The organism is Shimia fortis, from assembly GCF_040225985.1.
Lineage (GTDB): Bacteria > Pseudomonadota > Alphaproteobacteria > Rhodobacterales > Rhodobacteraceae > Shimia.
In genome coordinates this window covers 1-26,108 of record NZ_JBBPEU010000007.1, presented here as the reverse complement: position 1 = coordinate 26,108, position 26,108 = coordinate 1, and the positions used below count along the sequence as shown (strand labels likewise).

25 protein-coding genes are annotated in these 26,108 nt (G+C 59.6%); 7 read left to right on the top strand and 18 right to left on the bottom strand.

What is annotated here, in order from left to right; all coding sequences use genetic code 11:
• Nucleotides 1–31: 31 nt before the first annotated feature.
• The gene (locus WNE31_RS11690) at nt 32–610 is read right to left on the bottom strand and encodes a thymidine kinase (protein WP_349979959.1); all 579 of its coding nucleotides are present in this window, start codon (nt 608–610) and stop codon (nt 32–34) included.
• Nucleotides 611–970: 360 nt separating this feature from the next.
• Between WNE31_RS11690 and WNE31_RS11685 the strand changes: the two genes are divergently transcribed.
• Both WNE31_RS11685 and WNE31_RS11680 read left to right on the top strand, forming a co-directional pair.
• Nucleotides 971–1,426: a hypothetical protein gene (locus tag WNE31_RS11685; RefSeq protein WP_349979958.1), complete on the top strand. Its 456-nt coding sequence runs from the start codon at nt 971–973 to the stop codon at nt 1,424–1,426.
• 2 nt (nt 1,427–1,428) lie between these two features.
• Entirely contained in the window at nt 1,429–2,328 is a 900-nt protein-coding gene (locus tag WNE31_RS11680) for a helix-turn-helix transcriptional regulator (RefSeq protein WP_349979957.1), read from the top strand.
• A gap of 358 nt (nt 2,329–2,686) precedes the next feature.
• Here the strand turns inward: WNE31_RS11680 and WNE31_RS11675 are convergent, their stop codons facing one another.
• Complete coding sequence (locus WNE31_RS11675) at nt 2,687–3,808, bottom strand: beta-ketoacyl-ACP synthase III (protein WP_349979956.1); 1,122 nt, start codon at nt 3,806–3,808, stop codon at nt 2,687–2,689.
• A 141-nt stretch (nt 3,809–3,949) separates the two neighbouring features.
• Nucleotides 3,950–4,717, bottom strand: coding sequence for a tRNA pseudouridine(38-40) synthase TruA (gene truA / locus WNE31_RS11670; RefSeq protein WP_349979955.1), 768 nt, complete (start codon nt 4,715–4,717; stop codon nt 3,950–3,952).
• Nucleotides 4,718–4,837: 120 nt separating this feature from the next.
• Between truA and WNE31_RS11665 the strand changes: the two genes are divergently transcribed.
• Both WNE31_RS11665 and WNE31_RS11660 read left to right on the top strand, forming a co-directional pair.
• Nucleotides 4,838–6,253: a YcjX family GTP-binding protein gene (locus WNE31_RS11665; RefSeq protein WP_349979954.1), complete on the top strand. Its 1,416-nt coding sequence runs from the start codon at nt 4,838–4,840 to the stop codon at nt 6,251–6,253.
• Entirely contained in the window at nt 6,250–7,245 is a 996-nt protein-coding gene (locus tag WNE31_RS11660; RefSeq protein WP_349979953.1) for a YcjF family protein, read from the top strand. The genes WNE31_RS11665 and WNE31_RS11660 overlap by 4 nt, the downstream gene beginning before the upstream one ends.
• On the opposite strand, the gene WNE31_RS11655 is transcribed toward WNE31_RS11660, so the two are convergent.
• Nucleotides 7,237–7,650 (bottom strand): group III truncated hemoglobin, encoded by a 414-nt coding sequence (locus WNE31_RS11655; RefSeq protein ID WP_349979952.1) that lies wholly within the window; start codon nt 7,648–7,650, stop codon nt 7,237–7,239. The genes WNE31_RS11660 and WNE31_RS11655 overlap by 9 nt on opposite strands.
• An 82-nt stretch (nt 7,651–7,732) precedes the next feature.
• Here WNE31_RS11655 and WNE31_RS11650 point away from each other — a divergent pair, with 82 nt between their 5' ends.
• The 3 genes from WNE31_RS11650 (at nt 7,733) to WNE31_RS11640 (ending at nt 12,150) form a co-directional block, all read left to right on the top strand.
• Nucleotides 7,733–8,443, top strand: a complete 711-nt coding sequence (locus WNE31_RS11650) for a VIT1/CCC1 transporter family protein (RefSeq protein ID WP_349979951.1) — start codon at nt 7,733–7,735, stop codon at nt 8,441–8,443.
• Between the two features lie 253 nt (nt 8,444–8,696).
• A complete protein-coding gene (gene ileS, locus WNE31_RS11645) occupies nt 8,697–11,606 on the top strand; it encodes an isoleucine--tRNA ligase (RefSeq protein ID WP_349979950.1) in 2,910 nt (969 codons plus the stop codon).
• A 91-nt stretch (nt 11,607–11,697) separates the two neighbouring features.
• On the top strand, nt 11,698–12,150 hold the full coding sequence (locus WNE31_RS11640) for a methylated-DNA--[protein]-cysteine S-methyltransferase (protein ID WP_349979949.1): 453 nt from the start codon (nt 11,698–11,700) through the stop codon (nt 12,148–12,150).
• Here WNE31_RS11640 and WNE31_RS11635 read toward each other — a convergent pair.
• From WNE31_RS11635 to WNE31_RS11570, 14 genes are all read right to left on the bottom strand, one after another.
• Nucleotides 12,147–12,839 (bottom strand): CDP-alcohol phosphatidyltransferase family protein, encoded by a 693-nt coding sequence (locus WNE31_RS11635; protein WP_349979948.1) that lies wholly within the window; start codon nt 12,837–12,839, stop codon nt 12,147–12,149. The two genes, WNE31_RS11640 and WNE31_RS11635, sit on opposite strands and share 4 nt — an antisense overlap.
• Nucleotides 12,840–12,925: 86 nt before the next feature.
• Complete coding sequence (locus WNE31_RS11630; RefSeq protein ID WP_349980144.1) at nt 12,926–13,729, bottom strand: NAD(P)-dependent oxidoreductase; 804 nt, start codon at nt 13,727–13,729, stop codon at nt 12,926–12,928.
• A gap of 62 nt (nt 13,730–13,791) precedes the next feature.
• Entirely contained in the window at nt 13,792–15,099 is a 1,308-nt protein-coding gene (locus tag WNE31_RS11625) for an ATPase (protein WP_349979947.1), read from the bottom strand.
• A 114-nt stretch (nt 15,100–15,213) separates the two neighbouring features.
• Nucleotides 15,214–15,708: a prepilin peptidase gene (locus tag WNE31_RS11620; RefSeq protein WP_349979946.1), complete on the bottom strand. Its 495-nt coding sequence runs from the start codon at nt 15,706–15,708 to the stop codon at nt 15,214–15,216.
• Nucleotides 15,709–15,723: 15 nt separating this feature from the next.
• Entirely contained in the window at nt 15,724–16,572 is an 849-nt protein-coding gene (locus tag WNE31_RS11615; RefSeq protein WP_349979945.1) for a tetratricopeptide repeat protein, read from the bottom strand.
• A gap of 32 nt (nt 16,573–16,604) precedes the next feature.
• A complete protein-coding gene (locus WNE31_RS11610; RefSeq protein ID WP_349979944.1) occupies nt 16,605–17,168 on the bottom strand; it encodes a tetratricopeptide repeat protein in 564 nt (187 codons plus the stop codon).
• 27 nt (nt 17,169–17,195) lie between these two features.
• On the bottom strand, nt 17,196–18,161 hold the full coding sequence (locus WNE31_RS11605; RefSeq protein WP_349979943.1) for a type II secretion system F family protein: 966 nt from the start codon (nt 18,159–18,161) through the stop codon (nt 17,196–17,198).
• Between the two features lie 13 nt (nt 18,162–18,174).
• The gene (locus WNE31_RS11600; protein ID WP_349979942.1) at nt 18,175–19,143 is read right to left on the bottom strand and encodes a type II secretion system F family protein; all 969 of its coding nucleotides are present in this window, start codon (nt 19,141–19,143) and stop codon (nt 18,175–18,177) included.
• A 5-nt stretch (nt 19,144–19,148) separates the two neighbouring features.
• Nucleotides 19,149–20,600: a CpaF family protein gene (locus WNE31_RS11595; RefSeq protein ID WP_349979941.1), complete on the bottom strand. Its 1,452-nt coding sequence runs from the start codon at nt 20,598–20,600 to the stop codon at nt 19,149–19,151.
• 14 nt (nt 20,601–20,614) lie between these two features.
• Nucleotides 20,615–21,883: an AAA family ATPase gene (locus WNE31_RS11590; protein WP_349979940.1), complete on the bottom strand. Its 1,269-nt coding sequence runs from the start codon at nt 21,881–21,883 to the stop codon at nt 20,615–20,617.
• A gap of 307 nt (nt 21,884–22,190) precedes the next feature.
• A complete protein-coding gene (locus tag WNE31_RS11585; RefSeq protein WP_349979939.1) occupies nt 22,191–22,844 on the bottom strand; it encodes an OmpA family protein in 654 nt (217 codons plus the stop codon).
• Nucleotides 22,845–22,848: 4 nt separating this feature from the next.
• A complete protein-coding gene (locus WNE31_RS11580; protein WP_349979938.1) occupies nt 22,849–24,276 on the bottom strand; it encodes a type II and III secretion system protein family protein in 1,428 nt (475 codons plus the stop codon).
• Nucleotides 24,277–24,466: 190 nt separating this feature from the next.
• Nucleotides 24,467–25,333, bottom strand: a complete 867-nt coding sequence (cpaB, locus tag WNE31_RS11575; protein WP_349979936.1) for a Flp pilus assembly protein CpaB — start codon at nt 25,331–25,333, stop codon at nt 24,467–24,469.
• A 261-nt stretch (nt 25,334–25,594) separates the two neighbouring features.
• The gene (locus WNE31_RS11570; RefSeq protein ID WP_349979935.1) at nt 25,595–25,774 is read right to left on the bottom strand and encodes a Flp family type IVb pilin; all 180 of its coding nucleotides are present in this window, start codon (nt 25,772–25,774) and stop codon (nt 25,595–25,597) included.
• Nucleotides 25,775–26,108: the final 334 nt, after the last annotated feature.

Genomic DNA, 26,108 nt, shown 5'->3' with positions numbered 1-26,108 from the left:
ACCGGTGCGGGTGATCCGGGGGCTTTCCGGATCAGTCGCCCATGATCTCGCGCCAGTGTTTTCGGCACAGGGACATATAGGTTTCGTTGCCGCCGATCTGCACCTGCTCTCCTTCGCGCACCGGGTCGCCGTGTTCGTTCAGGCGCACGACCATCGTGGCCTTTTTTCCGCAGTGGCAAATGGTACGGACTTCGCGCATTTCGTCCGCCAGAGCCAAAAGCGTGGCTGATCCCGGAAAGAGCTTGCCCTGAAAATCCACGCGCAGGCCATAGCACATGACGGGCACCTCAAGGTCATCTACGACGCGCGCCAGCTGCCAGACCTGATCTTCGGTCAGGAACTGGGCCTCGTCCACGAAGATACAGGCCACGCCACTTTCCTGAAGACGGGCTTGGATCATGGCAAAAAGATCATCGTCGGGCCGGAAAGTATCCGCATCGCTGTCGATCCCGATCCGCGAGGCGATTTTGCCTGCCCCCGCGCGGTCATCGAGATGCGCGGTCAAAAGGTAAGTGTGCATCCCGCGTTCGCGGTAATTGTGCGACGCCTGCAGAAGCAGGGTCGATTTCCCCGCGTTCATGGTCGAGAACTGAAAGTACAACTTGGCCATGCCCGCGTCATAGGCCGTTGGCCCGCGTTTATGCAACAGCGAATGACAAAACCGGGTTGAGGACCGAAGCCCCGGGGCACACAGGCCCCGTGACTTCGGTGCAGTCGTCATACTGGTTAACAGCCTTCCCGAGCGCGAGTCTCAGGGGATGATTGGAAGGCGATACTTGTTATCCGACATGCCATCTCTCGAAGGGACCTCCGAAAGCGCCTCACACATAACCGGCGAAATCGCCGGCCACTCACAAACGTCTCGCTTTTCGGGCGAGACAGTTTACAAATGACATCTGAGAAAAATAGCTTTAAGGGGAAACGGCTTATCTATTTCCCCTCGGGGAAAATCGTGTTGGGGGACGTGAGTATGGACAGTGTTGGGTCCTATTTGAAAAAACATGCCGAAGCTTTGGTCAAGGATGTCGGGATTGAGGCGGCTTGCGAGTTGACCGGCAAGTCCAAAGCCACCTTGGGCCGATACTATTCGCACAACCCCGAGCACGAAGACCGGTTCATGCCGATTGATGCTGTAGCCCGTCTGGAAGAGGCGTCGTCCTTTCCGCATGTGACCTCGGCGCTGGCCGATCTCAAGGGGATCACGCTTTCCTATGATGACCGGCGCAAGAACACGCGCGAGGGTGGGGTGAATGCCGATGTGATCGCGCTGAGCCAGCGATTTGCAATGCTCATGGCCGAATACAGCCAATCCATCGAGGACGGCATCATCACCGTCAACGAGGCCAAGCGCCTGTTGAAGGAAACCGTTGCCCTGCAGCATGTTCTGTTGGATATGAAGCTCCACCTCGAAGAGGAAACCAGCTGAGCATGTCGGCGGGGATGCCCCGGCGCGAACTTGTGCCCGCCGAGCAGTACACGCCGGATCTTTTGCAGGGCTATCTTGTCGACCTGGAGGCGACCCGGCATTCGTCCGAAGTCTGGCGATTGCTGGTCGAACTGGGGCGCAAGCTGAACCTGCCTTATGTGGATCTGATCTCTGCCAGCAGCTATGCAGAGTGGAAGAAAACACTGTTTGTCCGCACGTCCTATGACTCGAGCTGGCTAAACAGCGTGAACCAGGATCCGGACCTTGCCAAATGGTCCTATTTCCGATCGCACGCGCTGCATTACCTGACGCCGCTTGCGGTCGGGGTGGAATTCGTGGACGAATACCGCCACATTCCGCAAGCGCGCTACAAGGTGCTGGAAGAGGCCGCGCGCCGTGGGTTGCGGGCCGGGTTCTCGATTCCATTGCGGGTCCATGCCCCGCCGCAGGCCGCCCTGATCACGTTTTCAGGAAACCACTCCAAGCGAGAAATGGAAAAGATCATCCAGACCCACGGGTGGGTGCTGCATGTGGCCGCGCTGAGCGGGCATCAGCGGTATCTGACGCATTTCGCATCCGAGTTTTCCGAGCGCAACAAGATCACCGCGAAGCAGCGTGAACTGCTTGAGATGATTGGAAACGGCCAGCAGGACAAATCGATTGCGGATGCGCTGGGGGTGACAGTGTCGGCGGTGCGTCAGCGGATGAACAATATCCTCAAGAAAACGGGCCTGTCCAACCGCGCCGAACTGGCGGCGCTGGCGATGAGTATGGGGATTTTGCCCGATCCCCTGTCGCGACAATCCGAAGGCAGCCAGGCGGTACTGGTCCAGATGGGGACGCCCCGCGAAGGCGATGATCCGACCATGTCCCCCATGGTGAAAATCCGGCGCCGCGACTAGGCTCGGTTTGGGCTGGGCCAATGAATAAGGGTGCCTCGCGAACGAAGCACCCTTGCGCCACTCACAAAATGACTTGTGGAGAAAAATGCACACACTCTGCCGCCTGCACGGGACGCACCAGCGACAACCGACCTTGGTATTCCAAAGGTATGTTCGGCAACTCTGTCTGGGGAAACAGAGCACATCGAACTGTGCCTTCTCCGAGGAAGAGTATGGCATAGTTTTGTAACAATGGGATGGGCCGTGCCTACAAAATCCGTGCTCTAACACTATTATTTTTGACAGCTTTCGGGGGAAATACTGTCAAAAGTATCAGGTCATTTTCGCATCTATGCTGCGCTGCCGAATCTGCCGCCGATCAGTGACGCCGCACCAGAATCGACCCCACCGAATAGCCCGCCCCGAAGGAACAGATCAGCCCATAGTCGCCCGCTTCGAGATCCTCGGAATTCTGTGAAAAGGCAATGATTGACCCGGCCGAAGACGTGTTTGCATAATCCTGCAGGATGTTGGGCTGTTCCTCGGGGGTTGGGGTGCGCCCGAGCACCTTTTTCCCGATGAAATCGTTCATGGATTTGTTCGCCTGATGCAACCAGATGCGTTTCAGGTCGGTGTTCTGAATGTCGTTCTCGGCCATCTGGGTCATGATGTGTTTCGACACCATGGGCAGCACTTCTTTGAACACCTTGCGGCCATTCTGCATGAACTGCATGTCGCGACGGTCTTCCATGCCATAAGGGCGCGACCGGCGCAGGAACCCGTTATTGTTGCGGATATTGTTCGAAAACTGTGTGGCGCAGCTGGTTGACAGGATTTCGAAATAGGCGCCTTTGGCATCTTCGCTGCGTTCGATCACCGTGGCTGTGGCCACATCGCCGAAAATAAAGTGGCAATCCCGGTCGCGCCATTCGAGATGGGCGGAACAGATTTCCGGATTGACCACGATGGCCTTGCGCACCGAGCCCGAGCGGATCATGTCTGACGCGGCCTGAATCCCGAAGGTTGCCGAAGAACAGGCGACGTTCATGTCAAAGGCAAAACCACCGGCGCCAAGGGCCTGTTGGATTTCAACCGCAACCGCCGGATAGGCCCGTTCGAGGTTCGAGGCCGCACAGATCACGAGATCGATCTCGTCGGCAGCCACCTGTGCTTGCGCCAGCGCCTTGTTGCAGGCATCCAGCGCCATTTCGGCCATGATCGACAACTCGTCATCCCCGCGTTCGCGCAACAGCGGGTGCATCACTTTCGGGTCAAGAACGCCCGTCTTGTCCATCACGTAACGCTGTTCGATCCCCGAGGCCTGCACGATAAACGCGCTTGAGGAATGCTGCATCGGCTCAACCTCGCCTGCGGCGATGGCGTCGGCGTTTTTCTCGTTCATCATGTCCGCATATGCATTAAAGGTTTCCACCAGTTCGTCATTGGTGATGACCTGATCTGGCGTGAAAACACCGGTACCGGTGATTGCGGGTGTAAACATGACGAACCTCTTGGCTATGCTGGTCATTAGACATCACCTTAGCATGAAACGGGGTCAAGTCTTGCCCTAAGGTAAGCAGCGGGACTTTGCCCCTGTTTCGAGGGCTTTTTACACGGTCAGCCGCGTTTCGCTGGGCTGTCTCTATGCGAACGGATCGTCCGGATAACCGACACCTGCTAAATACAGACCCTGCGGCGGGCAGACCGGCCCACAGGCGGCACGATCCTTGGCCTCGAGGGCGGTTTTGACCTGTTCGGGTTGCCACGCCCCTGCGCCGACCCGTTCCAGCGTACCGACAAAACTGCGGACCTGATTGTGCAGGAACGACCTTGCGCGAACATGGAAATGGATTTCCGGTCCCCAGAGGGTTTCGACCCCTGCGACGCGCAACTCATCCAGTGTTTTGACAGGGCTTGCCGACTGGCAGATGGAACTGCGGAAGGTGGTGAAATCGTGATGCCCGATCAGAAAATCCGCCCCCGCTTGCATCGCAGCCACGTCAAGTTGGTGGTTGATCTGCCACACCAGACCGGCCTGATGCGTCGACGGCGCGCGGCGCATGAGAACGCGGAACAAATATCGCCGTTCCACCGCCGAGAACCGGGCGTGCCAGTCAGGGGCCACGGTTTTGGCATCGACGATGGCCACCGGCAGGGGTTTCAAATGATGGTTCAGCGCCTCAGACAGGCGGAACGGATCCCACTCCTTTTGCAGGTCACAATGCGCCACCTGCGCCAGACCATGCACGCCCGCATCGGTGCGCCCCGCCGCTGCAATGGTATGCGGTCCGGGTTCAAGTTTTGCCAGCGCAGCCTCGATCGCCCCTTGGACAGAGGGCTGGTCGGCCTGTCGTTGCCATCCGGCAAAGGGCGCTCCGTGATATTCGACTTTGAGTGCAATACGCGGCATGACGGTCGGATAGCCTATTCGTTCTCCGAGGGGAAGCGGAGACCGTGGGCGGTTGTCTCCCCCTAGCAATAAGGTGCCGTGCCACTTAGGTAGGAAGACAAACAGTTTCGAGGACACACATTGGTCATTTCCTCTTTGGCAGACAGCCTTACCCGCAGCGTGGAAACGGTGGGCGATACCCTTTCTGAGGCATTGTTCGAGCCGGTCATCCGCCTTGGTGTCACGGGGTTGGCGCGGTCGGGCAAGACGGTGTTTATCACATCCCTGGTGGCGAACCTTCTGGATCGCGGGCGGATGCCGCAACTTTCGGCGCAGGCGGGGGGGCGCATTGTGGCCGCTTATTTGCAGCCCCAACCCGATGACACGGTGCCTCGATTTGACTATGAAACCCACTTGGGCACGTTGCTGGGTACCACGCCAAACTGGCCCGAAAGCACGCGCGCGGTCAGCGAACTGCGACTGTCGTTGAAGATTCAGCCTTCGGGAATGCTCGGAGGGTTGCAGGGGCCGCGTACCGTCCACCTTGATATCATCGACTATCCCGGCGAATGGCTGCTGGATCTGGGTCTGATGGACAAGACCTATGCGCAATGGGCCGCCGAGACACTGGGCTGGCTGGAGGGGCGCGACACGGCGCAGGACTATCTCGAACAGGCACGGGCCGTGGACCCGGACACGCGCCATGACGAAATGGTGGCGCAACAGCTTGCCAAAGCCTTCACCGCCTATCTGCATGTCGCGCGCGCCGAAGGCTATTACCGTTGTTCGCCGGGACGGTTCCTTTTGCCGGGGGATCTGGAAGGGTCGCCCGCGCTGACTTTCGCCCCGCTCCCCGCGCAGGAAAGCTCCAAACGGGGCAGCTTGTTGCGTGAAATGGAGCGCCGGTTCGAAGCCTATAAGGCCAAGGTCGTCAAACCCTTTTTCCGAGACCACTTTGCCCGCATCGACCGGCAGATCGTGCTGGTCGATGCCTTGGGAGCGATTCACGCAGGCCCAGCGGCGGTTGAGGATCTTCGGCTTGCCATGTCCGATATCCTTGGGGCGTTCCGGCCCGGCACGAACGGGTTCGTGGCACGGATGCTGCGTGGCAAGCGGGTCGAAAAGATCCTGTTCGCGGCCACCAAGGCCGACCACCTGCACCACACGCAACACCCGCAACTGACGGGGGTCATGCAGGCGCTGACTCGTGACGCGGCTGATCGCGCGCAATATTCGGGCGCGAACACGCTGGCGCTGTCGATTGCGTCTCTGCGGGCGACCACCGAAGAAACTCTGACCCATGACGGGCGCGAGTTGGATTGCGTGCGCGGGACGCTTCTGGAGACCGGAAAACAGGCCGCGTTTTATCCCGGTGCGTTGCCCGAGGATCCGAATGTGCTGCTCGCGCCGGCGCGGGACGGAGCCAAGGCGTGGCTCGACGGGGACTATCAGGTGATGAATTTCGCCCCCGCCAAGATGCATCTAAAACCGGGCGAAGGCCCGCCGCATATCCGGCTGGACCGGGCGGCCGAGTTCCTGATCGGAGACAAGCTATGACCAACGGCCCCGTATTGATCGATCTCGACAAGGACGCCGCCCCCTCTGTTACCGATGCCCCGCCCGTGCCCGAGATCGCCGCGCCCGTTCCGGAAGGGCAGGCGATGCAGGTCGCGGCGCAGCTGGCCGCGCGCAAACCGTCAAGGCTCGCCCGCTGGTTTTGGGGCCTGCTGGGGATGATCCTTGGTACGGTGGTGTCGGTGGCCGCGTGGAATTTTGTGACCGGATTGCTGGCCACATCCCCGATCCTTGGGATGGCGGTGACGGCTTTAGTCGCGGTGTTCGTGCTGGTGTGTCTGGTGATTGTCCTGCGCGAAATGGCCGGATTTGCGCGGCTGCGACGAGTGGATGCCCTGCATCAGGCGGCCGATGCGGCGCTGGCGGCGCATGATCTCAAGGCAGCGCGGAGCGTGGTGGATCAGCTTGAACGCCTTTACAGCGGTCGCCCCGATACGGCGTGGGGGCGTGAACGGCTGGCTGAACGGCGCGGCGATGTGATGGATGCCGACGGTCTTTTGGGTGTGGCCGAGGCCGAGGTGCTTGGCCCGCTGGATCAGGCGGCTCAGGCCGAGATCGAGGCCGCCGCCCGTCAGGTGGCCATGGTCACCGCCCTTGTGCCGCTGGCGCTGGCGGATGTTGTGGCGGCGATGACGTCCAACGTGCGCATGATCCGCCGGATTGCCGAGATCTATGGCGGGCGCGCGGGAACGTTGGGAAGCTGGCGGTTGCTGCGGGCGGTGATGTCGCATCTTGTGGCGACGGGCGCGGTGGCAGTGGGCGATGACATGATCGGCACGCTGGCGGGCGGGGGCGTTCTGGCAAAACTTAGCCGCCGCTTTGGCGAGGGGCTGGTCAACGGGGCGCTGACCGCCCGTGTTGGCGTTGCGGCCATGGAAGTGTGCCGCCCCATGCCGTTTGTTCAGGCCAGACGCCCGTCGGTCGCGGTCATCATCAAGCGTGCGCTGACCGGATTGTTCGGTGAGTCAGCGTAAAACCGGGGGCAGGTCGGCTGGACGGCGGATCTGTTCGATGCCATAGCGGAACCCGTCGCCGATCCGGTGCGCCAACGCCGAAAAGGCCTGCGCGGTCTCGGGGGGCAGGGTTTCGGTCAACACCTCGTCAAACAGTCCCAGCCATTGTGCAAAATGCTCTGGCTGGATCTCGGGCGTTTGCAGATGCACCCGCATCGGCTGACCGTCATAACCGCGTTCCTTGAGTATCGCATTGCGCCAGAAGGCGGCGATTTTGGCCTCGTGCACGGGCCACGCGTCGCCGGGAATATGTGCGGCGAAGACCGGACCCAGATCGGGGTGTTGCCGGATGCGCGCATAGAAGGCCGTGACCACGCGTGAAATTTCTTCGGGTGTAATGGCGAACAGTTGCAGGGGATTGGACATCTCTACCTCTGGTGCGACGGAATATGCGCATGTGGCACGGCAGCGCCTTGAAGTACAAGGGGCCGCGCCGCATGATCGGGGCATGAAAGAACACGGTCATTCGCAGGAAGAGGTCGAACGGCGCATTGGCGACCCGCCAGGGCGGGGGTATTTGCGTGACCTTGTCTATGGCGGGATTGACGGGTCGGTCACGACCTTTGCCATCGTGGCGGGGGTCGCAGGGGCAGGGCTGTCGCCGCTTATCATCGTGGCGCTGGGCATCGCCAATGTGCTGGCCGACGGGTTTTCCATGGCGGCGGGGAATTATTCCGGAACCAAGGCCGAACTTGATGATATCGCACGACTGCGCGAAGTTGAACTGCGCCACCTGCGCGACCATCCCGAAGGCGAACGCCGCGAAATCCGCGAAATCCTGCGTCTGAAAGGCCTGGAGGGTGCGGTTCTAGAGGCCGCCACGGATGCCATCGCCGCCAACAAGGAAGCGTCCGTCCAGTTGATGCTTGAGGGCGAATACGGACTGGCGGGCGTCGATCCGCACCCGATGCGGGCGGCTATCGCGACCTTTGTCGCCTTTCTGGTGGCGGGGATGATCCCGCTTTTGCCCTTTGTGATCGGGTTTGAAAACGCATTCGGGCTTTCGGCCATGGGGACGGGCGTGGTGTTTTTCGGCATCGGCGCATTGAAAAGCCGCTGGGCCCTGACGCCGTGGTGGCGCTCTGGCCTGGAAACCCTGCTGATCGGTGGTTTGGCGGCGGGCATTGCCTTTGGGGTAGGGTCGCTTTTCCATCCGTGACCCACTGCAAGGCCGCGCCGAGAAGGCGCGTTGCTTTCGGGGCAAGATGAAGCACGGGTACGGTGTTGTTTGAGCCTTTACGCCTTGGGCCGGCGCGCCTATAACGCGGGCCATGACACGCCATTTCGCGATCATTATTCGAATTATATGCCCGGCGCTCTGATCCAAGACGAGCCGCCGGGACAAGGCGTATGGAACACCGCGCCGCCCCCTCATTCCTGAACATGATCCGAACAGACAAGGACGCCAAGATATGTGCGCCGAAACCCCCGATTACAAATCCACTCTGAACCTGCCCAAGACCGATTTCCCCATGCGCGCGGGCCTGCCCAAACGCGAGCCGCAATGGCTGGAACGCTGGGAGAAAATGGGCGTCTACGACCGCCTGCGCGAAAAGGAAGGCCGCGCGCCGTTCACGTTGCATGACGGCCCCCCCTATGCGAACGGTCACCTGCATATCGGTCACGCGCTGAACAAGACGATCAAGGACATGATCGTGCGCTCGCACCAGATGATGGGCTTTGACGCGCGTTATGTGCCGGGCTGGGATTGTCACGGTCTGCCGATCGAGTGGAAGATCGAGGAACAGTACCGCCAGAAGGGCAAGGACAAGGACGAGGTTCCGGTTATCGACTTCCGCCAGGAATGCCGCAAGTTTGCCGAGGGCTGGGTCGATATCCAGCGCGAGGAATTCAAACGTCTGGGCATCACCGGCAATTGGGAAAACCCCTATCTCACCATGGACTATCACGCCGAGCGTGTGATCGCCGAAGAATTCATGAAGTTCCTCATGAACGGCACTCTTTATCAGGGATCCAAACCTGTGATGTGGTCGCCGGTCGAGAAAACCGCTCTGGCCGAGGCCGAGATCGAATACCACGATCACAAAAGCCATACGATCTGGGTCAAGTTCCCGATCGTGCGCGCGGTCGAGCCGACCGGCGCGCGCTCGTCCCTGTCTGGCGTGAACGTAGTGATCTGGACCACGACGCCGTGGACGATCCCGTCGAACCGCGCCATCGCCTTCAACCCCGACCTGTCTTACGGGCTTTACAAGGTCACTGCTGCGCCCGAAGGCAACTGGGCGCAAAAGGGCGATCATTACCTGCTAGCCGACAATCTGGCCGAAGACGTGATGAAATCGGCCAAGGTCGAGGAATATGTACGCAAGCGGGATGTCTCGTCGGCGCAGTTGGATCTTGTGATCTGTGCCCACCCCCTGCGCGGCGTGGACGGCGGGGAAGGTGAATGGGATTATGACGTGCCGATGCTGCCGGGCGATCACGTCACCGACGAGGCAGGGACTGGCTTTGTGCACACCGCGCCAAGCCACGGTGCCGACGACTTTATCCTTGGGGTCAAGCATGGTCTGCAAATGACCCATAACGTGATCGAGGATGGGTCGTTCCGCGCGTCTCTGCCCCTGTTCGGCGGCGAGGTCATCATCACGCCCAAGGGCAAGGAAGGTGGCGCCAATACCGCAGTCATCAACAAGCTGGCCGAGGTCGGCGGCCTGATCGCACGCGGGCGGGTGACCCACAGCTATCCGCATTCGTGGCGCTCTAAGGCTCCGGTGATTTTCCGCAACACGCCGCAATGGTTCGCGGCCGTGGACAAGGACGTTGAGGACGGTCAGGACACCTATGGTGCCACCATCCGCGAGCGCGCCCTGACCTCGATCGACAAGCTGGTAAAATGGACGCCGCAAACCGGGCGCAATCGTCTCTATTCGATGATCGAAGCGCGCCCTGACTGGGTTCTGTCGCGCCAGCGCGCCTGGGGTGTGCCGCTGACCTGTTTCACCAAGAAAGATGCGCTGCCCACCGACGAGGACTTCCTGTTGCGGGATCCGGCTGTCAACGCCCGCATTGCCGAGGCCTTCGAGGTGGAAGGCGCGGATTGCTGGTACGCGGATGGGGCCAAGGAACGTTTCCTTGGCAATGACTACAACGCGGACGACTATGAACAGGTCTTTGACGTGCTGGACGTGTGGTTCGACTCGGGCTCGACCCATGCTTTCGTACTGCGCGACCGCGAGGACGGCACCGAGGATGGTATCGCCGATGTCTACATGGAAGGCACCGACCAGCACCGCGGCTGGTTCCATTCCTCGATGCTGCAGGCCTGCGGCACCTTGGGGCGCGCGCCTTATCGCAATGTGGTTACGCATGGCTTTACGCTGGACGAGAAGGGCAACAAGATGTCCAAATCGCTCGGCAACACCATCGTGCCCGAGAAGGTCGTGCAGCAATACGGTGCGGATATCCTGCGCCTTTGGGTGGCCCAGACCGATTATACCGCTGACCAGCGGATCGGGCCGGAGATCCTCAAAGGTGTCGCCGACAGCTATCGTCGCCTGCGCAACACGATGCGGTTCATGCTGGGCGCGCTGGACAGCTTCCGCGAGGAAGACCGGATGGAGTTTGCCGACATGCCGCCGCTGGAACGGTGGGTTCTGCATCGTTTGGCCGAGTTGGACCAGAAGGTGCGCGACGGTTATGCGGCGTTTGATTTCATGGGTGTGTTCAACGCGGTCTTCAACTTTGCCACCGTGGACCTGTCGTCCTTCTACTTCGATATCCGCAAGGATGCGCTGTACTGTGATGGCGACACCGAGCGCCGCCGTGCCGCGCGGACGGTCATGGATATTCTGTTCCACCGTCTGACAACGTGGCTGGCGCCGATCCTTGTGTTCACCATGGAAGAGGTCTGGCTGGAACGATTCCCGGGCGACGAGTCCTCAGTGCATCTGGTCGACATTCCCGCCACCCCGAAAGAGTGGCTGAACGAGGGCCTGGCCGAAAATGTGGCAAGTCTGCGCCGCGTGCGCCGTGTGGTGACCGCCGCGCTGGAAATCCAGCGTCGCGACAAGGTGATCGGATCCAGCCTCGAGGCCGCGCCGGTGGTGCATGTCGAGGATGACCGCGTTATGGCCATGCTGCGCGTGCTGCCGCTGGATGATCTGTTCATCACCTCGGGTGTCGTGCTCAGCAGCGATCCGATGCCTTCCGAAGCCTTCCGTTTGCCGGATGTGGACGGGGTTGGCGTTGTGTTCGAAAAGGCCGAAGGCGAAAAATGCCAGCGGTGCTGGAAGATCCTGCCCGACGTTGGACAATATGAGCATCCCGGAGTCTGCGGGCGCTGCAACGCGGCGCTGGGCTAAGTCCAAGGCCTGTCCGCGACATCTTACCGGAACTTGCGCAATCGAAGGCGCCCCGCTTGCGGGGCGCTTTTTTGTGGCGCAGGGTGTGCGCATGTCCGAGATCACCGTGCAAACCCCGACCGGCCCCGTCACTATCGTCGAAGACGCGGGAACCATCGTGCGCCTGCGTTGGGGACAGGGGGGTATGGACCACACGCCTTTGCTGGACAAGGCGGTTGAACAAATACGCGCCTATTTCGAGGGCACACGCGAACGCTTTGACCTGCCGCTGCGGGTGGCAGGGTCCAATTTCCAGCGGGCGGTCTGTAACGCGATGCTGGACATTCCTTATGGGGATACCTGCACCTATGGCGACATCGCCAAGAAACTATCCGTGCCGCCGCAGGCCGTCGGGCAAGCCTGTGGCCACAATCCCATCCCGATCATCATCCCGTGCCACCGGGTGATGGGGGCCAAAGGGCTGACCGGGTTTTCGGGGGCAGGGGGCGTCGAGACCAAGGTCCAGTTGCTGCGCCTTGAAGGGGCGGGCGGGTTCCTGATCTAGGCCCGTTCGGGAATGATCTGTTGGGCGATGCCCGCGAACAAAAGATAGACGCTGGTCACGATCAACCCCCAATGCGCCCAGCTTTCCGGATGGAAATCGACCCATGCAGCCCAGCCGGCAAAGAATGTCCAGGCCAACGCCATCGGAAGCGACACGGCGCGCCAGCGTTCGGTCCGGACGGGATGGATGAATTTGAGCGGCAGGAACATCGCCACCGCCAACGCGGCGACCAAAGTGAAAGACACCCAGAAATTTGGCTCGATCGCGAAGATCACCAACACCACCATGTTCCAGCATCCGGGGAAGCCGGAAAAGGAGTTATCTTTTGTTTTCATGCGGGTGTCCGCAAAATACATGGCGCTTGCAAAGGTGATGACAATGATCGCGAACCACCCTGTCCAGCCGTCCATCAGCCCTGATTTGAACAGGGCAAAAGCGGGAATGAACACATAGGTCAGATAGTCGATGATCAGGTCGAGAAGCACGCCGTCAAACTCGGGCGCGTATGTCTTGACGTCATAGCGGCGCGCCATCGGCCCATCGAGTCCGTCCACGAAAAACGCCACCACCAGCCAAAGGAACATCAGGTCCCATTCACCATCCACCGCGGCCAACATGGACAGCATGGCAAATACGGCACCGGTGGCGGTGAACAGATGAACGAAAAGAGCGCGCGTTTCGGGGGTCATGGCACGGTGATGCCGCAAATTGGCGGAATGTGCAATGCGGGGGCCGCAGGCGTCTTGTGTTTTGCCGCAGGGTCAGAGGACCAAGGTCACGCGCGAGGCCTCAGTGCCCGGATCGCGGCCTGCACGGTCTCGGGCAGACTTGTGTCGGCGTGCTCGGGCGCGGCATCAAGGGCAGAGGCCACGTCCTTGACCAGAATGCCGATCGTATTGTCTTCTTGCCAGCCGTCACGGGCAAATTCGATCGTGTCGAAGCCTGAGGCGAGCCAGTTCTGACCCGAAGAGGTGTGGATGAGATCGAGCAGTTTTTGCGTCTCCAACCCGGCTGCGTCCGCCCAGTCGAGTGCGAGGCGCGTCATTGCCGTATGCGACGCCGCCAGTAGGTTGTTCAGCACCTTGGCCTGCATCCCCGCTCCGTATGGCCCCATACGATGGAAATGGGCGCCCATCGCGTTGAACAGCGGCTGAAAGGTGTCAAGAACCTCGGGGTTCCCGCCCAGCATGAAGGAAAGCCGCGCCTCTTCGGCGGCGATGGCCGCGCCGGACATCGGGGCGTCGATCAGCGTGATGCGGTCCGGCACGCGGGCGCGCAAGTCCCGCACATACCGGGGGGACAGCGTCGAGGACAGGATCACCGTTTCAAGATGCGGCGCCGAAAGGAAACCCTGCGCGCCGAACAACACGTCCTCGGTTTGAGGAATATCCCGAACAACGGAAATCAGGGTGCGCAGGCCTTGCGAAAATTCATGTGCGTCGCGCATATGGGGCGAGAGTGCGCCAAAGTCTTCGCTCGGGCGAATGTCAAAACCCTTGGCGTCAAAGCCTGCATTGCGCAAGGCTGCCAGCATGGGGCCACCCATGCGCCCGCATCCTGCAACACCTATCCCTGTCATCTGCATCACACCCTCCCGATCCGAAGCAGACGGTATCGGGGGAATGCAGGCCGGAAAAGGGGCTATTTGACGATATGTTCGTCCTTGACGAACATGTTGGCCCAGGCGCGGTCGATCAATTCTGGCGTCATCTGATAGGGGATGCCCTCGAACTCGCAGATTGAAATCATCTGGTCAATCAGGAAGACCGGCTGATAGTTGGCATAGACGTTGTTGATCGTCGGGTATTTCTTTTTCAGCAGGTGCACCAGCGCCGCCTCGCTAAGCGGGACACCTTTTTTCTTGGCGACCAAAGCAAAGATTTTCAGGAAGTTTTCCTGACTTGGCCCGTCGATCTTGATCTTGAAAAAGATCCGCCGCAGGGCCGCCTGGTCAAAGATTTCGTTCGGGTGGAAGTTGGTCGAGAAGATGACCAGCGTGTCAAAGGGCACCTCGAATTTTTCACCCGATTGCAGCGCGAGGATATCCTTGCTTTCTTCCAGCGGCACGATCCAGCGGTTGACCAGCGCCTGTGGAGGTTCTTCCTGCCGGCCAAGGTCGTCGACGATAAAGATTCCGCCGGTCGATTTCAGCTGAAGCGGTGCCTGATAGGTGCGCGCCGTCGGGTTATAAACGAGATCCAGCATGTTCAGAGACAGTTCGCCCCCGGTGATCACGGTGGGCCGGTCACATTTCACATAGCGCGAGTCAAATCGGGCGACGCGGCGCAGTGCGGTCTTGTCTTCTTCTTCGGCCTCGGCCTTGGAGTGGACGATGGGGTCATAAACCGTGATGACCTGACCGGCATATTCAATCGCGTAAGGGACATAAATCTTGTCCCCCATCGCGTCGCGAATGCCGTTGGAAATCGAGGATTTCCCGTTGCCCGGCGGACCATACATCAAGATCGAACGCCCCGACCCGACCGCAGGGCCAAGATGATCCAGCAGGCTGTCGGGCAGGATCAGGTGCCCCATCGCATCGGTCAGCTGTTTGCGGCTGATCTGGATATTGCGGATCGACTGGCGTTTGACCTGCTCGCGGTAGACGTCCAGCGGCACGGGCATCGCACCGAAATATTCGGACTGGGCAAGGGCATCCAGCGCGCGGGCTTTGCCGGCATCGGTCAGTTGAAACCCCATTTCGTTGCCACTGTTGGCGTTCAGCGTGCCGGTCGCCTCGAGCAAACGCTGTTCGCGGGCGAGGTCGATCAGTTCCTGTGTCACGGCTGAGGGCAGGCAGATGGCCTTGGCCACGTCGCTGACCATGTCGACATTCTTGCGGAACATGGTTTTCAACATGATGTCGCGCATCATCACGATGGGCAGTTGCATATCGGTCAGGCGCTTGGGGGCCGGAGGGGCCATGACGTTGCCGGTTTGCATATTCATCTGTGCAGCCTCGGAAAATCTGGGTTGGCTATTCGTATCCGGACAAAGGTCGCACTCTGCCCGATCGGTTCCCCGCCACTAGACACTGTAAAAATGGCGAATTTCAGGCCGGGATCAGGCCCCGTAAAGGATTCCAAGGACCAGATAGATCGCGAGTGTCCCGCCAAGCGCCAGCCCCATCGGGAAATCCCAGCCCTGATCCCAGCTTTCCCAATCGGGCACCAGCCTGCGCACCGGCGAATGTTTGGCGATGCGATGGGTGATCCACGCAGCCAGAAGGTTGGCCGAGAAGATCACGATGAGGAACCTGATATCCCCAACCGCGATAAAGGGCGCGGCGGCTGCGGCGAACTTGGCATCGCCTGCGCCCACAAGGCCCCCTGCATTCAACACCATGCCGACAAGAAGGATCACCACGACATGGGTCAGGCGCCAGCCATAATCGGGCAGGGGCAGAGCGATCAGGCCGATGACGACAAACACCCCGAGCAATGCCAGAACGGCGTGGTTGGGAATGCGCATAGCACGCATGTCGCTCCAGGCGACGTAAAAACAGATCGGCAGCACGAACGGCAGGAACCAAGTCGCGGACCAGGCGGTGATCTCCATCTCAGCCTCGTCGCTTTAGGTTTTTTCAAGGGCGCGCAGCGACCGGACCGCGGCTTCGAAGTGCTGCGGGTGTGTGTCGATGGCTTCGCGCAACAGGGCCTTGCCGGTTTCGGTGTCGCCCTGCTTTATCGCTGACAGGGCCAGCGTATGCAGCAATTGTGCCCGCTCGGTCTGGACCATCGGGATCACGGGCAGTGTGTATTTGCGCTGGGCACCGCGTGCGAGCACGATGTTGTTCTTGGCGGTGAACAGGCTGCTATCATTGCGGATGGCTTCGCCAAACAGGCGTTCCGCCTCGGCATAGTCGCCACGGCTGAGCTTGGAATAGCCCCAGTTGTTCAGAACCCCGGCGGGACGGGTGGTCAGACCAACTGCGGTTTCATAAAAACTGTCCGCCTTGCGCCATTCCTGATTGCTGTCGGCAATCATCGCCTCGAGACGGTAGCGTTTATAGGTTTCGTGCGTGGGCGGGATCGCATCAAGCGTCTTTTCCGCGCCTTCCCAATCGCCCGAGCGGATTTGCGCATCGGCCAGATCCACGCGGTCGGCATCGGTGGCGTCCTTGTTCCTGGCGACCTTTTGCCAGGCCGGTACAGCCTCGGAATAGCGTTTGGCCCGAACCAGAGACACGGCCAGCCCGCGCTGGATGTCGATCCTGTCGGGGTTGTCCTTCAGAGTGCGCTGGAAATAGGTCACGGCCTCGTTCGGGTCGGCGACCGTCAACATAATGTCGCTGAGATTGGTCTCGTCGACGGCGTTGACATCCTGAATGGCACGCTCAACCGAAGCGTTGTCGGACTCTCCGCAGGCAGACAGGGCCAAGGCACCGGTCAGACATAGCGGGACAAGGAAACTGTGGCGCATTTTTGCGTCCTTTTACTGCTCTCGTCTCGATCTCATGGTGTTCTGCGCAACAGATAGTCGCTGCCGCCGCGCTGCACCAATTTGTAATCTTGGTTTTGCCCGTCATCATAAGCAGGATTTTCTGATTTTGCGAGTGCTAAGCGCAAATTGTCGCGGATTGAGTCACTTTGGCCATTGTCCAGCGCATAAGCCTTGCGAAAAATCTGCTCGGCTTGGACGTATTCGCCCTGTTCCATTAGGACCACGCCAAGGTTGTTCCACGTATCGGGGCGGTTTTCTTCGACGTCCAGACTGTCGCGAAACTGTTTCTCTGCCTGTCCAAGACGCCCAAGCGCAAGGTTGGCTGACCCGAGCGAGGTCAGGACATCTGCCGTCATGCCATGGGTGCCCGCGCCGCGAATATAGGCCTCAAGCGCAAGTTCGTATTGACCTGCCGCCATAAGGCGGTCTCCGACGACAAGGCCGTCCACCGCTTCGCCCCGCGCCACGCCGGTGGGCGCATAGGGATTGTCCTTGGACGTGCCAAAGCCGCCTGACGAGCAGGCGGCCAAAGCCACGGTAATCATGAGCGAGGCCGTGCCGAAGGCGGGTCTCATGGTGTTTCGTACCCTGTTTTTCGCAGATCACTGCCCGATCTGGGTGATGTTATGTACCGACGGCCCAACCAGAATGATCAGCAGCGGCGGCACGGTTAGCATCATTGTGGCAAGGGTCATCTTGGTTGGCAACTTGTTTGCTGCCTCTTCAGCACGCATGACCCGCTTGTCGCGCATTTCGCTGGCATAGACGCGCAGGGCATCCGAAATCGAAGTACCGAACGAGGTTGACTGGATCAGCACGGTCACAAAGCTGGACACGTCCTGCACACCGCAGCGTTCGCCCATGTCGTTCAGCACCTGGGATTTGTCCTTACCGGCCTTCATCTCGTAGGCGACGATCTGGAATTCATCGGCAAGTGCGGGATAGGAAGCCCGCAATTCGCCTGCGACACGGTTGATCGCTTGGTCCAGCGATTGCCCCGCTTCCACGCAGACCAACATCATATCGAGCGAGTCAGGGAAGCCGGCCGTGATTTCCTCTTTGCGGGTTTCGACGCGACGGGTGACCCAGTATTTCGGCAGCAGGTATCCGGCCGCACCGGGGCCAAGGATATACATCAGCGTGTCCTGCGTGGTGGCGCCATTGGGGCTGAGGACCATCAGGAAATAACTCACGCCAAGGATCAGGCCGATAATACCCAACAGCATCTGTGCAAGGTGAAACGCGCGCACCGCATCCCGCGACTGATACCCGGCCTGCATCAGCTTGAGGCGCAGGCTCGACAGTTCCTCCTCGTTCTGGGGTTCAAGGAACGACTTGTATTTGGCCAGTTTTTCGTTGGCCGAGGCGCGACGCAGTTTTTCCTTGCGGTTTTCCTTGGTCTTGGTTTTTTCGGTCTGGGACCGTTTGAGTTTGTCCAGCGGATCATCGCGCTGTTTCAGCATCAGAACGACTGTCGCCAAAATCAGGATCAGGCCAACTGCGCCCACCGCGATAATCGGGCCGAAGGGGCCAAGGGCGCCGGTCAGGACTTGGGATAAGGCTTCCATAGGGACTCTCCGGTTAAACTTTGATGTTGGTCAGAACGCGCATGACGAACAGGTTTGCCGCAAGGAACAGCCCAACTGCGATACAGGCAGGGATGAACAGTTCGTGCGTTTTCACTTCGTCATAATAATGCGGGTCGCTGAGGTTGATGAAGATCAGCGCGGCAACGGGGAACCCCGACAGGAATTTGCCCGACCATTGCGCTTCGGCCGTGATTGCCTTGACGCGGCGGAACAGGCGGAAGCGCGCGCGGATCACCTTGGACAGACCATCCAGAATCTCGGCCAGATTGCCGCCCGATTGCTGTTGGATGGCCACGGCCACGGCAAGGAACCGCATATCCTGCATGTCCAGCCGTTCGGCCATGTCTTTCAGGGCCTCGCCCACGTCGCGGCCATAGGCGCTTTCGTCGGCAATGACGCCAAATTCGGTGGCAAGCGGATCTTCGACCTCTTTCGAGACGATCTGAATGGCGGAGCTGAACGGGTGGCCTACACGCAGCGAACGCACCATGAGTTCAATCGCATCGGGCAGTTGTTCCTCGATCATGCCCAGACGTTTGTTCGCCTTGTGGCTAACCCAGAAATAAACACCGCCCACGCCTGCCATGACCCCGATCACCGCATTCATTGCTGGGCCGGATTCCGTGCCGATAGTCAGCAACAGAAACGCAAAGACGCTGACCCCGGCCATGATCCCCATGAGCTGCTTTGGGGTAAAGGCGATGGCCGCTTTCTGGGCTTTTGACGCCAGCAGCGAATAAAGTGGGATCGTTTTGGCCTTGCCATGCTGCTGCATTTCCTTGCGCAGCTGTTCCAGCACCTCTTCGCGTCGCGTGCCTTTGTCGAGCATTTCGAGGCGTCTGTTCACGCGGCTGTTAAGGCTGATCGACCGGCCGAACACGGTCAGGTAGACGCCTTCGACAAGGACGACGACGCCAACGAAGATCAGGCCATAGATTAGGAGTTCAGGGCTGAAAGGCATGTGCTTTACCCCACTGTCGGTTCATAGATGGATGCAGGAAGATCGTATCCCCAAAGGCGGAAGCGATCCGAGAAGTGGCTACGTACGCCGGTGGCCGTGAAGTGGCCGATGATCTTGTTTTCCGGTGTCAGGCCGGTGCGCTGGAAGCGGAAGACCTCTTGCATCGAGATGACGTCGCCCTCCATGCCAGTGATTTCGGTGATCGAGGTCATGCGGCGCGACCCATCCTGCAGGCGCGAAGCCTGCACGATCAGGTTCACCGCCGATGAGATCTGCGACCGTACCGCTTTGAGCGGCATCTCGATCCCGGCCATGGCAATCATGTTTTCCAGACGCGCGATCCCGTCGCGTGCGTTGTTGGCGTGGATCGTGGTCATCGATCCATCGTGGCCGGTGTTCATGGCCTGAAGCATGTCGATCACCTCTTCGCCGCGCGTCTCGCCGACGATGATGCGGTCGGGGCGCATCCGCAGGGCGTTTTTCAAGCAGTCGCGGGGGGAAACCTCGCCTTTGCCTTCGACGTTGGGCGGACGGCTTTCCATCCGGCCCACATGGGTTTGTTGCAGCTGGAGTTCCGCCGTGTCCTCGATGGTGAGGATGCGTTCGGCATTGTCGATAAAGGACGAAAGCGCGTTCAGGGTGGTTGTTTTTCCCGAGCCCGTACCACCTGATACAATCACGTTGAGGCGCGTGGCGACAGCGGCCTGAAGATAGGCGGCCATTTCTTCCGAGAAGGCGCCGAAATTCACCAGGTCGTCGATACCCAGCTTGTCTTTCTTGAATTTCCGGATCGACACCAGCGATCCGTCCACCGCAATCGGGGGCACCATGGCGTTGAAGCGCGACCCGTCGGCAAGGCGGGCGTCGACGTAAGGATTGGATTCATCCACGCGCCGTCCGACGGCCGACACGATCTTGTCGATGATGCGCAGAAGGTGCTTTTCGTCCTTGAACGTGATGTCAGTCAGTTCCAGCTTGCCTGCGCGTTCCACGAAAATCTGCTGCGGGCCGTTCACGAGGATATCGTTCACGGTCTCGTCTTTCAGAAGGGTTTCCAGCGGGCCAAGGCCGGTGACCTCGTCATAGAGTTCCTGGTTCAGCTGGCTACGCTCGTCCCGGTTCAGGACAATGGCTCGTTCCTGCAATACCTCGCTGGAGATGGCGCTGATTTCGTTGCGCAAATCAGCTTCGGAGGCGTGTTCAAGCGCAGCAAGGTTCAGGTTGTCCAGCAATTCGCGGTGCAGTTCGAGCTTGATTTCGCCCAGACGTTCCTTGCGCTTGCGTTCCTTGTCGGCCGGGGCCGCGGTGGCGGCCTGGGTCGGACTCGGCTTGCGCATCATGACTTTGGGCTGTGGAGCTTCTACTGCCGGAGCTTTGGCAGTTTCCTCGGTTTTGCCGGCTTGGGCGGCGGGGGGAACTTGTTTGGCAGTGTCCTGCTTCTTGTATCTGGAAAACATCGGAGGCTCCTAACTCACGCGGCTTTGGGATCGGTCTGATCCAGGCTGTGAAGGTCATTGGCGAGTTTCGCGATTTCTTTGCGCAACGGGTTCTTCGGGGCCGACTCTGCCAGGGGCTGGCCATGGTCGCCGCCCTGCATCACCTGGCGCCCGCCATCCGGCAGCAGCACATCAATCGAGATATCGAGGCTCTCGGCCAGACGTTTGACACGTGACTTGCCTGCGAGATCGGTAAATTTCGGCGCGCGGTTCAGAACGTAGCGCAGCTTTTCATAGGGCAGTTCCTCGGCTTGCAAGGCCCGTTTCAGCCGCATGGCATTCTGTGCCGAGCGCATGTCGATTTCGAGCGTGGCAAAGTAAACGTGCGCGGCATTCAGTACGGATTCGGTCCATTGCACCAGCGTCGAGGGCATATCGATGATCACATAGTCGAAATGGCGGCGTGCCGTATCGAGAATCCGCTCAACATCTTCTGACGAGATCAGATCCAGCGGGATGATGTCGCTGGGTGCGGTCAGAACATGCAGGTGATCTTCGTATTTGACCAGCGCCTGTCCGAAGCTGTCGGCGTCCATGCCTTCGGTGTCAGACAGCAGTTCAAACACCGCTTCCCGGCGTTGAAGATCCAGATAGGTCGAGACCGATCCGAATTGCATGTCAAAATCGAGCAGGCAAACGGACGGGGGATCGTTCTTATCTGCGTTGGCCAACTCCCACGCCAGATTGACCGCAAGGGTCGTGGCACCAGTGCCGCCTGCCAACCCGTGCACGGCGATCACGACCCCTTCGCGAGAATACCCACCGTCGTTCAATACTACGGCAGGGGCTTCCTGTGGGACAGGGGCCGGCGCGGCGGGCGCTTGCGGTTCCGGTTCAGGCGCGCGCAGGCGTTCAATCACCTCTTTCAATTCGCCGGATGGCAGCGGGTAGGGGACAAATTCGTCGGCGCCATGGCGCAGCAGTTTGTGAAGCGAGGCGGGGGTGACATCCTCGGCGATCAGAATGCTGCGAATACCCCGGCTTTTCGCCGCTGAAATCACGTCCATCAACTGCGCTAGGTTGTCTTCGTCATAGTCGTCTATGGCCATGGCGATGAATTCGAGGCTTTTCGCATCCGGCTGGTCAAAGAACTGAAGCGCATCGGAAAAGCTGAGGTCGCCCCATTGTTCCCCGAGCGCCTCTTCCATGTCCACGATGAGGAGTTCAAAATTCTGCACGTCGCGGCAGACGGTACAGGCCAGGATGGGACCCGGATCCTCATGATTTGTTGTGTTACTCGTCATCATAGCCTCGGTTCTTAACAAGAGCGCCGTTTGCCTTGGTGTCGGGGCCAACACACACACGTTGAACTTCCCCACATCCGCGACGCCGCGTCGACTCAAACGCCGGACGCAATTCGTTCTTTGCAAGGAATGTGAAGGGGAACTTTGGCAACATTGGGGCCAAAAAATCGAAATTGTGCGGTATCTTTGAACGATGCGGGCCGCAAAACAGGATTGTTGAGTGAATGCTGGTGGCAATGGTGCCTGACACGAAAAAGCCCCCGCTGATCTCTCAGGCGGGGGCTTTTTTGTTCGAAACCGAGCAGGCTTAGCCGCCCCCGGACTGGTAGTCAGCGCTACTGATGCCCGTGAGGCCGGATTCTGCGGTCGCGCTTTCGACGTATTCGCGATAGATCACCTGCGCGTATTTCCCGTCCATGATGGTCGGGTGACGCTCCACGAAACCCGAAACTTCGGTTACGGTGCGGCGGTTGCGCATCTCGCGGCCCTGGGTGACGATCAGGGGCTGGGTTTCGCCTTCGGAGACGATGGCCTCAAGCCGGTCGCGGCCAATGCCCTGGCTGCCGAGGTAACGGACAACAGCCTTGGCGCGGCGCAGGCCGAGATTGTAATTATAGCTGCTGGATCCTACGGCATCAGTGTGGCCATAGACGCGGAACCGGACTTCTGGGAATTGTTTGATCCAAACCGCCTGCTCGCGCAGGATGGTGCGTGCCTGCGCATCCAGCGAGGCGCTGTCAAAGGCGAAATTCACGGTCGAGGGCACTTCTTCGGCGAAACGCCCTGCCAGCTCGATCACATAGCTGCGTTCGCCGGTTTGAATCTCGGCATTGTTGACGGTCGCAGCTCCGAAATTGCCTTTGTCGACAACGGCGCCTGCCTCGCGATAGCTGCTGGTGTCACATGCGGCCAGGGCGGTCAGGGCGGCGATGGCCAGAAGATGTTTCCTTTTTATCATCATTGGCTTAATCCATCACATAGCCGTAAGAACCGCTAAAGTCCTGCTTGGCAACTTCGCCCGCAGCACCTTTTTGCGGGGCTTTTTCGCGAGCCACGCGCCCGAACAGGAACAAATCCGCCTCGCTTGGTGGTTTGATACGGTCCGTGGGTAGGGCCAACGCCTCGCCCCGGGTGGGGGTCACAAGGTGCGCGGTCACGATAATGACCAGTTCGGATTGTGATCTTTGGAAATCGGCACTGCGAAAAAGGGCACCCAGAACGGGAATATCGCCCAGCCATGGCACCTGCCCGTTGTTGTCTAGGAAGTCATCCTGCAAAAGGCCTGCGATTGCGAAGCTTTCACCGTCGCGCAGCTCGACCGTGGTCGAGGTTTCACGGCGCTTAAACCCGTTGATGGTAAAGGTCCCGTCCTGATAGCTGTTCGAGGAGTCGACTGACGACACCGCTGCGTCAAGCTCGAGATTGATCAGGTCCCCGTCGATCACGCGCGGAATAAAGTTCAGCTCGACACCGAAGGGTTTGAATTCGACCGTCACCGCGCCGTTATCCTGGCTGACCGGGATGGGATATTCACCGCCGGCAAGGAATTTGGCCTCCTGCCCCGACAGGGCGGTCAGGTTCGGTTCGGCCAGCGAGCGCACGACGCCTTTGGTTTCAAGGGCCTCCAGAAGCAGACCAACCTGAACGCTGCCTGCGGAAAAGCCGAACAGGATCGCGCCGTTGTTGTCATTTGTGATTGGCAGGTTGCCCGAAAGGGCATTGTCTACGGCACCATTGGCCACCGTGGTGTTTGTGCCGCCCTTGATGCCGGTGCTGCCACCGCCAATCGCGCCTTCCATCGACAGCGAGGCGCTCAGCGATTTGGCAACAGACCGTTGCATTTCGGCAAAGCGCACTTTCAGCATGACCTGCTGCACGCCACCCACCGTCATCAGGTTAGATACACGCTCGGGCGCATAGCGCTCGGCAAGATCCAGCGCGCGTTGCAGGCGCTGTGGACTGCTGACGGTGCCTGACAAAACAATCCCGTCATTAGCCGTGCGGACTTCAATCTTCTCACCTGGCAGGATCTGGCGCAGGCGTTCCTTGAATTCGCTGATGTCGGCGGCGACATGCACATCGACATTGGTGATCAGGCGCCCCGTGCCATCCAGGAGGGTCAGCGTGGTCAGACCCGGAGCCTTGCCCAGAACATAGATGGTGCGGTCCGACAAGGACGAGATGTCTGCAATGGCCGGGTTGGCGATGCTGAGTTCGGCAAAGGGCACATCGCTTTCGACCACGACAGCCCGGTTCATCGGGACGCTCAGCTTGGAGGATGTTCCGCTGCGAACGACGCGCAGCGATTCAGCCTGTGCCATCGACGTGACAACAGGTGCTGCGGCAATGGCCAACCCCAAAAGGGCTGCGCCAAGAAATCTACGATATGTCATGTGACCTGCCTTTTTGATCACGCCTCAGAAGTGGATCTTGCGCCCACTTTTTTGCCAGTTTGCGTCAAAACCGGTTTCATTGCAAGAAACAAAGGGTTTTGAGCGGTTCTTGATGTGGGAACAGGGCAACAGCCCTCCAAACGCAAGAGGGGCGCCACAGACGGGCGCCCCTTTGGATCATGTTCCGGGTTCAGTTCGTGCACGGGATCGGGATTTGGACAACTTCGGCCCCGCGCCGGGTCTTGATGGTGCAGACTTTCTCTTCTTCGACCCGCTCGACAATCTTCTCTTCGGGCGCTTCGATCCCCAAAAGGCTGCGCTGGTCGACTTCGATGACCGAGGCGATGCTGTCATCTTCGGCCCCCACGAGGGCCAGCATCAGATCGCCGGTCTTCTGCGCTTGTGCCAGTGCGGCCACCTGTTGCGGCTTGACGGCCACGGTGACGGTGTTGGCCACATTGCCCGCTTCAATTTCACCGTCGGCACTCTGGTCGATGGCGATCAAGCGGATGTTCGTCTCGATCAGCTTGGTCACCTCGTCGCTACCCAACTCTCCGCCCATGCCTTTGACACGGCCGGTCCAGTAGACATCGACGCGATCGCCGGGGCGCAGGAAGCCGGAGACCCCACTGGCCACGTCCACCTTGATGGCAAAGGCCCGCATGCCGCGTTCAAGGCGCGTGGTCAGACCGGCATCTTCGCCGGGCCGGGTGACCTTCACGGCCAGAATGGCCTCTTTTTCTTCCATCGCGCGCACGACATAGCGCCCGACTTCTTCACCTTGCGGGAAAAGGTCTTCCTTGGTGGTAAAGATGCCTTCCGGCAGCGCCTCTTGCGGGAATTTGACCAGCTTGACATCCTCAGGTGTCAGCTCTTCGCCATATTTCATGGCGCGGGTTACGACGTACACCTCTTTCGTCTTGATCTCGGGTTTCTTCGTCGCGCGCTCCTTGGCCAGGGCAGACTGGTATCCCTCGATATAGTTCTGCGCCATGTAGACGGCGAAACCAGCCAGGCCCAGCCCGACCAGCAATACAACTGCAAATATCGCTCGCATACTCGTTCCTCACGTATCTTGTCGCGCCAGCCGTTAGCCCGTTGGCGCGCCTACGGGTCCAGAACCTTATAGAACACGACAATATGGCAAAATGTGGCCTTTGAAGGGATTGTTTCGTGATTTAGGGAAAGGCGTTTTGTCTTTGGAAACGGCTACCACAGCGGTGGTCAACAGGGGCATGGAGCCGGACGGCGTTCGGCACAAAATGCCGCGACAGCAAAAGCTTCGCGACAGACGGTCTCCTCTCGACGGCGGATGACCCTAGTCGTGCAGGCGATCCCCGATTTGGGAGCGTGTATCGTTTGCCAGCGAGAGTGTGCCGTTTTCAATTGCTGTTATCGCAAGTATGGCCAAGGCGACGATTCCCGCACAGATGACAACCCAGTCAACTGTCACGGCACCTTTTTCACTACGATGGAAACGGGCCAAAAAGCGTTTCATTGCCGGGCCTTTCCTTTTGACATCCAGAAGCCCACCCATTCGGGGCAGGCCCCCCAAATACCCACGAACTCGTTAAGATGAGATTGGCAGTATCTCGGTTAAGAAGAGGGCCGCGCCGAACATCGGCACGGCCCCTTCAAGTTGTCTTGCAGCGTTCAGCTTATTGGCCGATCTCGCCAGCGATGTCGCCAGCTGCCTGAGCGGCCAGGGTGTTGGTGTTGGCTTCGATCGCGGTGTAAGCTGCGACGGCCAGGCCAACAACGGCTGCGGTCAGAACAACCCAGTCAACAGTTACGGCGCCGTTTTCGTCTTTGCGGAAGTTTTTGATGAATTT